This is a genomic window from Anaeromonas gelatinilytica (genome assembly GCF_016820635.1).
Taxonomy (GTDB): domain Bacteria; phylum Bacillota; class Clostridia; order Tissierellales; family SIT17; genus Anaeromonas; species Anaeromonas gelatinilytica.
Map to the genome: position 1 here is coordinate 1 of NZ_WSFU01000113.1, position 13,367 is coordinate 13,367.

A 13,367-nucleotide genomic window follows, 5' to 3' on the forward strand; every position below is an offset into this window, starting at 1 on the left:
TTTTTTCATTATATAATTTTTTCCATGTCAACCTGTAATAATTTCTTTAATGCAACACTAAAATTTAACCCAGTTATTTTTTTAGTACTCTTAGTGAATTTAGTACTGCTAATAATGCTACTCCAACATCAGCGAATACTGCTGACCACATAGAAGCTAATCCAATAGCTCCTAGGGATAATATTAATAGTTTAATTCCTAATGCAAATATAATATTTTCGTAAACTATTTTTCTAGTTCTTTTAGCTATATTTATGGCATCTATGAATTTTTTTGGTTCATCTGTCATTAAAACTACATCAGCGGCTTCTATGGCTGCATCAGAACCAAGACCACCCATAGCGATACCAATATCAGCTCTTGCTAATACTGGAGCATCATTTATTCCATCTCCTATAAAAGCTAGCTTACCTTTGGGTTTCTTTTTCTTATCTAATTTCTCTAATATTTCAACCTTACCATCAGGAAGTAAATCCGTATATACTTCATCAATACCTAAGCTATATCCAACTTTTTCACCAACAGATTTATTATCTCCTGTCAGCATTACTGTCTTACTTATTCCTAAGTATTTAAGAGCTTTTAATGTATCCTTAGAATCTTCCTTGACTTCATCTGATATAATTATATGACCGATATAATTATTATCTACTGCTACATATATAATAGTACCGATGCTATCTGAATTATTTGTAGGTATATTATTTTTCTTCATAAGTTTTTTGTTTCCAACTAATATTTCTTTATCTTCATATTTAACACTTATACCATGACCAGAGATTTCATTATAATCATTTATCTTAGATTTATCTATGTCTTTGTCATAGGATTTTATAATAGCTTCAGCTATAGGATGGTTTGAGAAAATTTCACCATAGGCTGCAAATTTTAATAGTTCTTCATTAGTATATCCATTATTAGTTACAATCTCAGTTACCTTAAATACACCCTTAGTAAGGGTTCCTGTTTTATCAAAGACAGCTATATCTACATCATTTAATGCTTCTAGATAATTTCCACCTTTAACTAATACACCATTTTTAGATGCTGAACCTATACCTCCAAAGAATCCTAGGGGAATTGATACCACTAGAGCACAAGGACAGGATATAACTAAGAATATCAGACCTCTATAAAGCCAGTCACTAAAAGAAGCTCCTGGTAAAGTTAGTGGTGGAATTATAGTTAAAGCTAATGCTGAAAATACCACTACAGGGGTATAATATCTTGAAAATTTAGTCATAAGTTTTTCTGTAGGTGCTTTTTTACTACTAGCATTTTCCACTAAATTCAATACTTTAGACACGGTAGATTCACCAAAGTTCTTTGTTACTTCTATTGTTAGAACACCGTTTTTATTTATAAAGCCTCCTAGAACTTCCTTATTTTTTTTCACGGATCTTGGGACTGATTCTCCAGTTAGAGCAGAAGTATCTACCATAGATTCTCCTTCTAATACTATACCGTCTAGAGGAATTTTTTCTCCTGGTTTTATTATTATTTTATCTCCAATATTTACTTCTTCTGGAGATATCTTTTTGCTATCATTACCTATTACTAAATTAGCATAATCAGGACGAATATCCATTAGAGATTTAATTGAATTTCTTGATTTATCTACAGCGATATCTTGGAACATTTCTCCTACTTCATAAAATAACATAACTGCTACTGCTTCTGGAAACTCTTGTATAGCAAAGGCTCCAAGTGTTGCTATAGACATTAAAAAATTTTCATCAAACACTTGACCTCGGGATATATTTTTAGCTGATTTTAATAATACATTTCCTCCTATAAGTAAATAACTTATTATGAATAATCCCAGTTCAATAGGAAAGGAGAAGTTGCCAATTATTGCTCCTAGAAATAGTATAATTCCTATGGAAAGTTTCCATATTTTTTTCTTACCAATAGCGTCAATTATGTTATATTCTTTTTTTATATCTACATCTATTTTCTTATTATCATCTTCTATATAAACTTCTACGTCTGGTTCATGCCTATTTATTATAGATATAGATTTATTCAACATGCTTTTTATATTATCCTTATTGCTAATCTCTATTTGCAATTTTCCAGTGGAGAAGTTTATGTTTGCTTCGTTTACAAATTCTAATTCACTTACTTCTTTTTCTATTTTAGCTCCACAATTTGTGCATACTAGTCCATTTAATTTAAGATTTTTTTTAATACATTTTTCCATTTATAATCCCCCTTCTTGCTTATTTCTTATGACAAATATGGTTAAATCCTTGATTCAAAATTTCATATATATGATGATCATCTAGTGAATAATAGACTTCTCGACCTTCTCTTCTATATTTTACAACTCCATGATTTTTTAATGTTCTTAATTGATGAGAGATAGCCGATTGACTCATATTTAATAGTTCAGCTATATCACATACACACATTTCTGTTTGAAGTAGAGCATATATGATTTTTATTCTAGTTGAATCACCAAATACTTTGAAAAATTCTGCTAGATCTAATAGACAAGTATCTTTTGGTAAGTTAGTCTTTGCTTTATTTACAATGTTTTCATGTACTTCATTACAATTACATACTTCTATGTCTTTATTCATTAACATCACCTCTTAATATAAATTATTAATCATATGAGCAATTATTCATATATTAATTATATACCACATGAAAATATATTTCAAACATAAAAGTATGTTAAAATATAAAAAGGTGATTGTTATGAATAATATAAAAATATCCATAAGAAATTTAGTAGAATTCATTTTGCGTTCTGGAGATATAGTATCCAGTTATATAGGGAAAAATAGAGCAACAGAGGGTACTAGAATCCATACAATGATACAAAAGGAAATGGATGATAATTATACGCCAGAGGTGACTTTGAAAACTGAAGTTAAATTTGATGATTTAACAGTAATGGTACAGGGAAGAGCCGATGGGATAATAAAGGAAGATGAGAAAATCATAATAGATGAGATAAAATCTGTAACTAAACCACTGGAAAAGGTTGATGAGGATTATAATCCTCTCCATTGGGCTCAGGCGAAATGTTATGGATATATTTATGCTATTCAAAATAATTTAACAGAGATAGATATTCAACTTACATATTATCAAATGGATACAGAGAAAACAAAGAGGATAAGAAAAACTTATAAATTAAAAGAATTAAAAAATTTTTTTAATAATTTAATGGATAAATATTATATTTGGGCAGATTTCAGTAGGAAATGGGTTGAAATTAGAGATATATCCATAAAGGAATTGAATTTTCCTTTTGATGATTATAGAGAAGGTCAGAGAAATTTAGCAGTGGGAGTATATAGGACAATAGATGAAGAAAAGAAATTATTTGCAGAGGCTCCCACAGGAATTGGAAAGACTATATCAACAGTATTTCCTTCGGTAAAGGCCATTGGTGAAAACAAAGGAGAAAAGATATTTTATCTTACAGCTAAGACTATAACTAGAAGTGTAGCTGAAGATACTTTTAGTATATTAAATAAAAAGGGATTAAGATTTAAGACAATTACTTTGACTGCAAAGGATAAAATATGTTTTTGTGAAGAAACCAATTGTAATCCTGATGAATGTGAATATGCCAAGGGCCATTTTGACAGAGTTAATGATGCTATCTATGATTTAATTATCCATGAGGACATTATTACTAGAGGAATTATAGAAGAATATGCTAAAAAGCATACTGTATGTCCTTTTGAGTTTTCCTTAGATATAAGTTTGTGGGTAGACTCTATCATATGTGATTACAATTATGTTTTTGATCCCAGGGCTCAATTGAAGAGATTTTTCATGGAGGAAGAAAATAATTATATATTTTTAATTGATGAAACCCATAATCTAGTAGACAGATCAAGGGGGATGTTTTCTGCAGTATTATATAAGGATGTATTTTTATCTTTAAGAAGATTTTTCAAGGATAAGGAGCTGAAACTTGCTAAGGCTCTATCTAAACTAAATTCATTCATGCTTAAAATGAAAAAGGAATGTAATGAAGAGGGATATTATATTCAAAAAGAAGAGCCAGAAGATATATATTATCTTTTAAAGAAGTTTGTAAAGGAAGCCGATGAGTGGTTAACAGAGCATCAAAAGGAAGATGGACATCAGGAATTGCTGGAACTATATTTTGAAGTATTAGCCTTCATAAGGGTAGCAGAGGATTATGATGAAAGGTATGTGACATATGTAGAGACTTATGGAAATAATGTTAAGATAAAATTATTTTGTTTAGATCCTTCATACCTATTATCTAAAACTTTAAAGCAAGGGAGAGCTTCTATATTTTTCTCTGCTACATTAAGTCCCATAGAGTATTATAAGGATATATTAGGAGGCAAGGATGAAGATAATATAATGGTATTGCCTTCACCTTTTGACAAAGATAATCTCAAACTGATGATAGTAGATTCAGTATCTACCAAATACAAAAATAGGGAATTAAGCTATAATAGTATAGCTAGAATTATTTATTCTACTATAAATGGTAAGAAAGGCAATTATATGGTATTCTTTCCATCCTATAAATATATGAATGATGTATATGATACATTCATAGAGGAATATCCTGAAGTGAATACGATGATACAGGAAGTGGATATGTCAGAGGAAGAACGGGAGGAATTTCTCTATTCCTTTAAAGAAAATCCAGAGGAAACTCTAGTATCTTTTGCAGTGATGGGAGGGATATATTCAGAAGGGATAGATTTAAAAGGAGATAGATTATCAGGAGCAATAGTGGTAGGAGTAGGGCTCCCAATGATTTGCTTAGAGAGAAATATCATCAGAGACTACTTCAATGAGGAAAATGGCTTGGGATATGAATATTCCTATATGTATCCAGGGATGAATAAAGTTCTTCAATCTTTAGGAAGGGTAATTCGTACAGAAAAGGATAAAGGGGTAGTATGCTTAATAGACGAAAGATTCTCCTACAGTGGATACAAAAAGATATTCCCACCTCATTTAAGAAGAAATGTAAAGGTAAGAAGAATAGATGATATAAATAGAATATTGAATATGTTTTGGGAGAAATAGTCCATCTGAAGTATTTGGGATGGATTATTTCTATTATATAAGATAATTATCCATGTGAATAAAATATCAACAAAATGGTTTACAGAAAAAGCAAAAAGGCATATGATAATAATAAAGAACATTCTAATAATTTCGATATCAATAGAATCTTATACGGGGGTGTTGTAATAATTGAATAAAAAAACTTGGACTATTGTAGTGGCTATAGTTTTGATAGTAGGACTATTTATCGGAGGAAGATATATATTAAAAGATAATATCGAGGTTTCTAAAGAAAAACTTGAAGAATACCAAGAAATAACTAGGATTTTAGATGAATCTGTTGAATCCTATATTAAAAATAGCAAGTCTATGGGTGAAGTTCCTATCTTGCAGCAGTGGGCAATGTTAGACGAGATGTACTATAAGGATATTTTAATAAATCCTTGGAGCAAAGAGGAAAATGAAAGAAAGGATTTTCGGTATAAGATAAGGAAAATGGAAGAAGAAAAATATGAAACATTTTTAATTAATGATGATAATAATAAATATGTAGATAAGAAAACAGGAGAAATAAAAGAAATAGAAGAAGATGATCCTAAGATAATTTTAGTAAAATAAGATGATAAAGGGAGAACTTGAAAATTTAGTTCTCCCTATATACATTAAATAGCTTTTATTCCTGCTTCATCAAATGTTATCATTTCATTGTTCATAGATAATGCAGCATCAATTATATTGAAAGCTAATACTCCTCCACTTCCTTCTCCTAATCTCATATTCATATCCAACATAGGTTTTAATCCTAGTAAATCAGAAGCATATTTTGCACCTTTTTCCATTGAACTATGGGAGGATATCAAATAATCTTTTACTTTAGGTTCAATGTTATATGCAATTAAAGCGGCTACAGTACATATAAAACCATCTAAAACTATAGGGATTCTATTAGCAGCACCTGCTAACATGATTCCAGTCATACCTCCTATTTCTAATCCGCCTACCTTTGCTAATATATCGATAGGATCATCATTTTTAGGTTCATTTATTTCTATTGCTGTTCTAACACAATTTATCTTATTTTCTAATCTATCCATAGGTAGATTTGCTCCTACCCAAGTTATTTCTTTAGGTTCAATGCCCGATAGAGATGATAATATTGCAGCACTCGGTGTTGTGTTTCCAATACCGATTTCTCCGGTTGTTAAAATGTTTTTTCCCTTATTAATTTCTTCATTTGCTATTGTAATTCCTACTTCAATTGATTTGATTGCTTCATTTCTGGTCATAGCTGGTCCTTTAGTAATATTGTTTGTACCATGTTTTATTTTTTTATTTATTATAGATTCATTATTTACTTTTCCATTTATACCAACATCAACAACTACTACATCAGAATTTGTTTGTTTAGCCATAGCACATACTCCAGTGACTCCTTGTGTCATACCAATAGCTTGTTTTAAAGTGACTTCTTTTGGTGCAGCTGCAACCCCTTCTTCACATACTCCATGGTCACCTGCCATTACTATTACTGCTTTATTATCTGCTTTTGGATAAATGTTACCTGTTATTCCTGCTAATTTAACGACTATTTCTTCTAGTTTTCCTAAACTTCCAATAGGTTTTACTAAACTATCAACTCTCTCTTTAGATTTTTTCATTGCCTCTTTATTAAGTGGTTCAATTTTTTTGATAGTTTCTTTTAATAATTGCATTTTTATAACTCCTTTCAGATATTTAAATTTATTTAAATAAAAGAAAGTCTGTAGTCTATTTATAATATTATAAATAGACTACAGACTTTGCCATTATCCATAGAAATTATATATAAATTATAGGCAGGTCTCCTGACTTAGATTCATAGTATTTGTATATCTTCCCAAGCTAGACTCAGTGATATTCATACAATACTCATCATTACAGTGATGGGATCGTTGAAGACTTTCACTTCATTCTCTATTCTTCTTAATTTAAAATTAAGACACCTATAACTATTTTTTATTTTTATAAAATAATTATAACAATGGATATTATATTTGTAAATAATATATTTTATTTATTTAGACAATTGATTTATATAGGAATCTTAAGCTTGTTACTTTAGTGATGGAAGGCTTACGAGGATGATTTAGAACTATTCTTATACAAAAAAAGGTATATGGGAATATATCTAGAATATATATGGAGTATAAATATTAAGAGTATCTAATATATTGGAGGATATGTATGAATAAAAAGTTATTTATTATATTTATATTTAGCATATTTATATTAGCTTCAGGGTGTAGCCAATATGGTAATTTTCAAGGGCCATTAAAAAACAGTTATTTTCAAGACTTAGAAAATATAGTTTTATATAAAGATATAAATTATAAGAAGGTATCTGATAATGATAATATGGATGAAATTGTATCTATATTAGAAAAAATAGAAGGGGAAAAAATTGATATATCTACGCTTAAAGAAAGTGATTTTATAGATATCCCTTTAAAGATAGAGTTTAATTATAAGGATGATGATAATAAGAATAAGTCTATATCATTTGTAGAGGATAAAATGCTCTATGAAGATAATTGGTATAAAGTAGATATAGATACAGAGAAATTATATGATGATATAGATTCTAAAGAAAAAATTGATAGTAATGGAAAAGTAGCTAAACTAATGGGAGAGGCAAGAAAAGAATTAAGTAAAGAAGATGCATTAATAGGAAAGTGGAAATATAATTATAATGATGGTTCTATTACTATTATTGAAATTACTAATGATGAAATAGTCCAAGAGGGTAGGAAATTTAAATATAAAATAAATGATTATACAGAAAACGAAATACATTTAACTGTCTATTCTAAAAATGGTTTTATTGACAAAGGCAACAAGTTATTTCATATGCATATATTGTTAGATGAAAATAATACTAATATGATTATAAATAAAGAAATGGTAGGTAATGAAATCACCTATAAAAACAATCTAATTTTTATAAATGAGGATGATTTAGAACTAGGTAATTTTGAATCATTTTTCTTTATAGAAAATAGAGAAAAATAATGATAAGAGTCTTTAAGAAGACAAACTCAAATAATAATAGACTCAATAACTATGTATGACTATGAATTTAGATAGAAATAATTAATTGACAAAGAGTTCAAATAATAGTAAACTTATTACAAGTGTAAAGGTATCTTTAAATTGATCCAGAGAGATCAAGAAGGTAATTAAATCGGATAAGTGTATAATTCTGCGGAATTATTATGTCTATTTGCCTTCTCAAGATATCTTGAGAAGGTTTTTTTGATACCTAGACACCTTTAAAATAGTCCAGAGAGGCTAAGAAGGAGGAATGTAAATGTTAAAAGGAAGACATCTTATTGAACCGAGAAATTTTTCATTGGAGGAATTAGATGAGCTATTTTCTCTAGCAGAAAAAATAATTGAAAATCAGGAAGATTATCTAGAAGTATGTAAGGGAAAGTTGTTAGCATCTCTATTTTATGAACCTTCTACAAGAACTAGATTTAGTTTTGAAGCAGCTATGGCTAGACTTGGAGGTCGAGTTATAGGATTTTCCGAAGCCAACTCCTCATCAGTAGCAAAGGGAGAAAGTATAGGAGATACTATAAGAACGGTTGGTTGTTATGCTGATATAGCAGTAATGAGACATCCAAAGGAAGGAGCACCATTTCTTGCTTCAAAGTGGTCAAATATACCTCTTATAAATGCTGGGGATGGAGGACATCAACATCCAACTCAGACTCTTACAGATTTACTAACCATAAAAATTCTTAAAAAAGACCTATCAAATCATACAATTGGGCTATGCGGAGATCTCAAATTCGGTAGAACAGTTCACTCTCTAGTAAAAGCAATGAAAAGATATTCAAATATCAAATTTATATTTATCTCACCAGAAGAATTACAAATTCCAGATTATATTAAAGATGAATTAGAAGAAAATCAATATTATGAGACTATTAGTCTAGATGAGGCAATAGACAAATTAGATATTCTGTATATGACAAGAGTACAAAGAGAAAGATTTTTTAATGAAGAAGATTATCTTAGATTAAAGGATAGTTATATATTAAATAATGATAAATTAATAAATGCTAAAAAAGATCTTATTATAATGCACCCCCTACCTAGAGTAAATGAAATAGCTGTGGAGGTAGATGAAGATTCAAGGGCAGTATATTTTCAGCAAGCTAAGTTTGGAATGTTCGTTAGAATGGCATTGATAATGAAATTATTGGGGGTAGATAAGAATGCTTAAGATAGATAGTATAAAAAGAGGTATTGTTATTGATCATATAAAGGCTAATTGTGGATATAGAATTTTTAAAGAATTAGGACTTCATAAGTCAGATCATAGGGTGGCTCTTATTAGAAATGTTCCTTCTAAAAAATTAGGAAAGAAGGACCTTATAAAGATAGAAAATAAGATAGATTTAGATTTAAATATATTAGGTATAATGGATCCAGGATTAACAGTAAATATAGTAGAAGGTGAGGAAATAAAGGAAAAGATAAAATTATCTTTACCTCAAAAAGTGAACGGAATATTTGAGTGTAAGAATCCCAGATGTGTAACAACGATAGAAAATATAGAAAATGTAGAATTTATACTTGTAGATAAAGAAAAAAAGGAATATAAATGTGAATACTGTGATACAAAAACATCTTTGTAGAGGTGATAAATGTGGATTATATAATAAAAAATATTCAAATTGTGGATAAAAGAAAAACTCTCAAAGGAGATTTGTGGATAAAAGATGGAATTATAAAGAAGATATCTAACAATATAGATTCTCAAGATAAAAAAAATATTGATGGCAGAGGACTTACCATCATGCCTTCATTTATTGACTTACATGTACATTTAAGAGATCCGGGATATTTATATAAGGAAGATATAATTACAGGTCAACAGGCAGCTATAAGAGGCGGATTTACTCATATATGTTCTATGGCTAATACTAATCCCGTATGTGATAACAAAGAAGTAATGGAATATATTCTTAATAAACATAGAGATAATAATAATTGTGATTTAATTCAAATTTCAGCACTGACTAAGGGATTAGAGGGAAAAGAATTAGTAGATTTGGAAAATATGATAGAGTATACTCATCTTTTTTCCGATGATGGTATAAATATAGATGATAAAGAATTGTTTAAAGAAGGGCTAAAGGCATCTAAAGAAATGGATTTTACCATACTAACTCATTGTGAACCAGAGGCTGATATCATAAAAAGAGATTTAGAGTTATTAGAAGAAATAGGAGGAAACCTTCATATATGTCATATAAGTTTAAAAGAAAGCTTAGAGATAATAAAAAAATATAAGGATAATGGAAGTGGTTTTACATGTGAAGTTACTCCTCATCATTTATTTCATTGGGATGATGAATATAAGGTTAATCCTCCTTTTACGAGAAAAGAAGATGTAGAGTCAATGATAGATGGAATAAGGAAAGGATATATAGATATCATTGCAACCGATCATGCTCCCCATAGTGAAGAAGATAAGTTGAAGGGAGCTCCTGGGATATCAGGAATAGAAGTAGCTTTTCCAATAGTATATACAGTATTTAAAAATAATAATATCTCAGTGAATAAATTAAGTGAGATTATGTCTTATAGACCATCACAGATATTAGGGTTGGAAGAAAGATTGATTGAGGAAGGAAAAAGAGCGGACTTAGTATTAGTGAATTTGAATAAAAGTTGTTTTATTGATTCACAGAATTTCAGCTCAAAGGGAAAGAATACACCTTTTAATGGAAAACGGGTTTATGGGAAAGTTATGATGACTATACGAAATGGAGAGGTAGTGTATGAAGTATAGGTTATTGATTTGATATGGGTTAATAAATTAATAAGGAGAGTGGAAATAATGATTATTGATCGTTTATATAGAGAGTCTGTAGATAAGAGTCCTATATGTGTAGGATTAGATACAAGATTAGAATATTTGCCAGAATATATTTTAGATAGTGATATAACCATAGAGGATAAAATATTTGAGTTTAATAAAAAAATAATAGATAATACTTTTGATTTAGTAGCTTGTTATAAGGTTCAGATTGCTTTTTATGAAAGTTTAGGAATAGAAGGTTTGAAGGCATATTCAAGAACATTAAAATATATAAAAGAAAAAGGGAAGATATCTATAGCTGATGTGAAGAGAGGGGATATATCTTCAACGGCACAGGCCTATGGAAAGGCTCACTTTGAGGGGGATTTTGAAGCTGATTTTATTACAGTAAATCCTTATATGGGAATAGATTCGGTTAGTCCGTATTTTAAATACATGGAGAATGGAAGTAAGGGAATATTTATGTTGATAAGAACTTCAAATAAAGGATCGGAAGATTTTCAAGGAATCAATATTAAGGATAGAGAGTTATTTATGAAAGTATCAGATAAATGTAAGGAATGGGGAGAAAACTTTATTGGAAAGGAAGGGTTTAGTTCTTTAGGTGGTGTAGTAGGACTTACTTATCCAGAAGAGTTTTTGAAAATAAGAAGAAATAATCCTAATACATTTTTCTTAATTCCTGGATATGGAGCTCAAGGAGGTAGTGGTAAAGATATAAAGGAAATTTTAAAAGATGGTATTTGTGGCGTTATAAATTCATCAAGGGGAATAATTACAGCTCATAAGAGAAAAGTTGAAGATGAAGATTTTATTAGACCAATAAGAGATAATACCCTTAAGATGAAGGAGGATATTGAAAAGTGGCTAAAATAATAGGAAATGAAGCTTTATCTGAAGATATATATATTATTATCATAGAAGGAAAATTTTCCGGGGAAATAGGACAATTTTATATGTTAAGAGGATGGGAAGAATATCCCTTATTATCTAGACCATTGAGTATATATGATATTAATGATGGTAATATAAGTTTTTTATATAAAGTTATAGGAAAAGGAACAAAGAGGCTTAGTGAATTAAAGGAAGGAGATAATATAAATCTTCAAGGTCCTTATGGTAATGGATTCCCAAAAGTAGATGGTAAAGTTGCATTGGTTGGTGGTGGTATAGGAATAGCACCATTGTTATATACAGGTAAAATATTGGAAGATAAGGTTGATAAATTAGATATATATTTAGGATTTAGAGAAGAAGCTATATTAACAGATGAGTATAGAAAATATAGTGATGAACTTTATTTGAGCATAGGTTCAAATATAACTGATCAATTAGATATAAATAAATATGATTATATATTTACATGTGGACCAGAACCAATGATGAAGAAGATAGTTGATATGAAGTCTGATAATAATACAAAGATATATGTATCATTGGAAAAGCATATGGCTTGTGGTATAGGAGCCTGTTTAGTATGTAGTTGTGAAACTAAGAAAGGTATGACTAGGGTATGCAAAGACGGTCCAGTATATTTAGGCGAGGAGGTATTCTATGAGTAATACTCAGGTTAATTTTTCATCAATAGAATTTAAGAATCCAGTCATAACAGCCTCGGGAACTTTTGGATTTGGACGAGAGTACAATGAAATTTATGATATAAATGCTTTAGGAGGTATCTCGACTAAGGGAATAACCTTGAAGAGAAGAAGAGGAAATAAAGGAATGAGAATTTGGGAAACACCTTCAGGAATAATGAATAGTGTTGGATTGGAAAACCCAGGTGTAGATGACTTTATAAGAGATGAATTACCTTTCCTTAAAAAATTAGATACTAATATGATAGTAAATATTGGGGGTTCTACTCTAGAAGAATATATTGAAGCAGTAGATAGAGTTTCAAAGCAAAAGGTAGATATGATTGAGTTAAATATATCTTGTCCTAATGTAAAGGAAGGAGGTATGGCATTTGGTATAAAAACAAAAACAGCTAGAAAAATAGTAAAGGAAATAAGACAAATAACAAATATACCTTTAATAATAAAATTATCCCCTAATGCTGAGGACATAGTGGCAATAGCTAGAGCTTGTGAGGAAGAAGGAGCCGATGGAATATCTTTAATAAATACATTTAAAGGATTAGCTATAGATATAAATAATAGGAAACCAATTTTTGATAATATATATGCAGGATTATCAGGACCTGCTATAAAGCCAATAGCTCTTAGAATGGTAAATGAGGTATATAAAGAGGTATCTATTCCTATTATGGGTATGGGAGGAATAATGAATTGGAAGGACGGAATAGAATTTATGATGGCAGGAGCTACATGTATTCAAGTAGGAACAGCTAATTTTATAAATCCTCATATATGTATAGAAATAATTAAAGGAATTGAAGATTTTATGGATAGAGAAAATATAAAATCTTTAGAAGAAATTATAGGAATAATATAAGGAGGATCAA

At 29.5% G+C, this 13,367-nt stretch carries 12 protein-coding genes and 1 riboswitch; of the genes, 9 read left to right on the forward strand and 3 right to left on the reverse strand.

What is annotated here, in order from left to right; translation table 11 throughout:
* Positions 1–73: 73 nt before the first annotated feature.
* Together GOQ29_RS09635 and GOQ29_RS09640 are read right to left on the reverse strand one after the other, a co-directional pair.
* Complete coding sequence (locus tag GOQ29_RS09635) at positions 74–2,203, reverse strand: heavy metal translocating P-type ATPase (protein ID WP_203372443.1); 2,130 nt, start codon at positions 2,201–2,203, stop codon at positions 74–76.
* A gap of 19 nt (positions 2,204–2,222) precedes the next feature.
* Positions 2,223–2,585: an ArsR/SmtB family transcription factor gene (locus GOQ29_RS09640; RefSeq protein WP_203372444.1), complete on the reverse strand. Its 363-nt coding sequence runs from the start codon at positions 2,583–2,585 to the stop codon at positions 2,223–2,225.
* Between the two features lie 121 nt (positions 2,586–2,706).
* Here GOQ29_RS09640 and GOQ29_RS09645 point away from each other — a divergent pair, with 121 nt between their 5' ends.
* Both GOQ29_RS09645 and GOQ29_RS09650 read left to right on the forward strand, forming a co-directional pair.
* Positions 2,707–5,043, forward strand: coding sequence for an ATP-dependent DNA helicase (locus tag GOQ29_RS09645; RefSeq protein WP_203372445.1), 2,337 nt, complete (start codon positions 2,707–2,709; stop codon positions 5,041–5,043).
* A gap of 171 nt (positions 5,044–5,214) precedes the next feature.
* A complete protein-coding gene (locus GOQ29_RS09650) occupies positions 5,215–5,643 on the forward strand; it encodes a hypothetical protein (protein ID WP_203372446.1) in 429 nt (142 codons plus the stop codon).
* A 44-nt stretch (positions 5,644–5,687) separates the two neighbouring features.
* Here GOQ29_RS09650 and cobT read toward each other — a convergent pair whose 3' ends face one another.
* The gene (cobT, locus tag GOQ29_RS09655; protein ID WP_203372447.1) at positions 5,688–6,737 is read right to left on the reverse strand and encodes a nicotinate-nucleotide--dimethylbenzimidazole phosphoribosyltransferase; all 1,050 of its coding nucleotides are present in this window, start codon (positions 6,735–6,737) and stop codon (positions 5,688–5,690) included.
* Positions 6,738–6,842: 105 nt separating this feature from the next.
* Positions 6,843–7,026: riboswitch (cobalamin riboswitch) on the reverse strand.
* Positions 7,027–7,248: 222 nt separating this feature from the next.
* Here cobT and GOQ29_RS09660 point away from each other — a divergent pair.
* The 7 genes from GOQ29_RS09660 to GOQ29_RS09690 all read left to right on the forward strand — a co-directional run bounded on the left by GOQ29_RS09660 (position 7,249) and on the right by GOQ29_RS09690 (position 13,357).
* Complete coding sequence (locus GOQ29_RS09660; RefSeq protein WP_203372448.1) at positions 7,249–8,073, forward strand: hypothetical protein; 825 nt, start codon at positions 7,249–7,251, stop codon at positions 8,071–8,073.
* A gap of 298 nt (positions 8,074–8,371) precedes the next feature.
* Complete coding sequence (pyrB, locus tag GOQ29_RS09665; protein ID WP_203372449.1) at positions 8,372–9,295, forward strand: aspartate carbamoyltransferase; 924 nt, start codon at positions 8,372–8,374, stop codon at positions 9,293–9,295.
* The gene (locus tag GOQ29_RS09670; protein ID WP_203372450.1) at positions 9,288–9,710 is read left to right on the forward strand and encodes an aspartate carbamoyltransferase regulatory subunit; all 423 of its coding nucleotides are present in this window, start codon (positions 9,288–9,290) and stop codon (positions 9,708–9,710) included. The genes pyrB and GOQ29_RS09670 overlap by 8 nt, the downstream gene beginning before the upstream one ends.
* Positions 9,711–9,721: 11 nt before the next feature.
* Entirely contained in the window at positions 9,722–10,870 is a 1,149-nt protein-coding gene (locus GOQ29_RS09675; protein WP_203372451.1) for a dihydroorotase, read from the forward strand.
* A gap of 48 nt (positions 10,871–10,918) precedes the next feature.
* The gene (gene pyrF, locus GOQ29_RS09680; RefSeq protein ID WP_203372452.1) at positions 10,919–11,776 is read left to right on the forward strand and encodes an orotidine-5'-phosphate decarboxylase; all 858 of its coding nucleotides are present in this window, start codon (positions 10,919–10,921) and stop codon (positions 11,774–11,776) included.
* Complete coding sequence (locus GOQ29_RS09685; protein WP_203372453.1) at positions 11,764–12,462, forward strand: dihydroorotate dehydrogenase electron transfer subunit; 699 nt, start codon at positions 11,764–11,766, stop codon at positions 12,460–12,462. The genes pyrF and GOQ29_RS09685 overlap by 13 nt, the downstream gene beginning before the upstream one ends.
* Positions 12,455–13,357 (forward strand): dihydroorotate dehydrogenase, encoded by a 903-nt coding sequence (locus GOQ29_RS09690; protein WP_203372454.1) that lies wholly within the window; start codon positions 12,455–12,457, stop codon positions 13,355–13,357. The genes GOQ29_RS09685 and GOQ29_RS09690 overlap by 8 nt, the downstream gene beginning before the upstream one ends.
* Positions 13,358–13,367 lie beyond the last annotated feature (10 nt).

Coding starts and splice junctions, on each gene's coding strand:
- GOQ29_RS09635 (WP_203372443.1), bottom strand. CDS start 2,203: ATGGAAAAATGTATTAAAAAAAATCTTAAATTAAATGGACTAGTATGC.
- GOQ29_RS09640 (WP_203372444.1), bottom strand. CDS start 2,585: ATGAATAAAGACATAGAAGTATGTAATTGTAATGAAGTACATGAAAAC.
- GOQ29_RS09645 (WP_203372445.1), top strand. CDS start 2,707: ATGAATAATATAAAAATATCCATAAGAAATTTAGTAGAATTCATTTTG.
- cobT (WP_203372447.1), bottom strand. CDS start 6,737: ATGCAATTATTAAAAGAAACTATCAAAAAAATTGAACCACTTAATAAA.
- GOQ29_RS09660 (WP_203372448.1), top strand. CDS start 7,249: ATGAATAAAAAGTTATTTATTATATTTATATTTAGCATATTTATATTA.
- pyrB (WP_203372449.1), top strand. CDS start 8,372: ATGTTAAAAGGAAGACATCTTATTGAACCGAGAAATTTTTCATTGGAG.
- GOQ29_RS09670 (WP_203372450.1), top strand. CDS start 9,288: ATGCTTAAGATAGATAGTATAAAAAGAGGTATTGTTATTGATCATATA.
- pyrF (WP_203372452.1), top strand. CDS start 10,919: ATGATTATTGATCGTTTATATAGAGAGTCTGTAGATAAGAGTCCTATA.
- GOQ29_RS09690 (WP_203372454.1), top strand. CDS start 12,455: ATGAGTAATACTCAGGTTAATTTTTCATCAATAGAATTTAAGAATCCA.